The 578-nt window shown below is 70.4% G+C and carries 2 protein-coding genes; both read right to left on the bottom strand.

The annotated features are described in order from the left end of the window. A partial coding sequence (locus Q1A87_RS23710) for a glutathione S-transferase N-terminal domain-containing protein (RefSeq protein ID WP_299657333.1) occupies window positions 1–170 on the bottom strand: 170 nt, incomplete at its 3' end. Beyond that, a partial coding sequence (locus Q1A87_RS23705) for a CoA transferase (protein ID WP_299657330.1) occupies window positions 167–578 on the bottom strand: 412 nt, incomplete at its 5' end. The genes Q1A87_RS23705 and Q1A87_RS23710, both read right to left, overlap by 4 nt.

The following is a 578-nucleotide window of genomic DNA, read 5'->3' as shown; positions in this document are numbered from 1 at the left end:
TCGAGGATGGCCGGCATCTTCGCGTTGGGGCTGAGGGCGAGGAAGTCCGGCGCGAACTGGTCGCCCTCGTGCAGCCGTACCGGCTTGAGATCGTAATCGAGCCCGCATTCCTCGAGCATGATGGCAACCTTCCAGCCGTTCGGCGTGGGCGCGTAGTGGAAGTCGATCATCCGTTGCTCTCCGTCTCGGCCGCGGCCCCCGAGGCGAGGAGCGCCGCGATGACGTAGTCGTCCAAGCCGGCCTCGGCGAGGACGGCGCGCGTATCGGCCCCGAGCGCCCGGGCGGGCGCGGGCGGGTCCGACGTGTGCGCCTCGAAGCGCGCCGGAGGCCGCGCGAGGCGGATCGGGCCCGCGCCGGGATGATCCATCCGCAGGATCGTCCCGTTCGCCGCAACCTGCGGATGCGCGATCACCTCGTCACGCCGCAGGACGGGCGCGCAGGGGACGTCCTCTGCCCGGAGACGATCCATCCAATGTGCCGTCGTATCCTCACGAAGGACGTCCTGCGTCAGCGCGAGGCGTGCCGCCTTGTTCACTTCCCGCGCCTCGACACTGGCGAACCGGTCGTCCTCCAGCCAG

It is taken from the genome of uncultured Jannaschia sp., from assembly GCF_947494055.1.
Lineage (GTDB): Bacteria > Pseudomonadota > Alphaproteobacteria > Rhodobacterales > Rhodobacteraceae > Jannaschia.
This window is presented reverse-complemented; position numbering and strand designations above follow the sequence as displayed.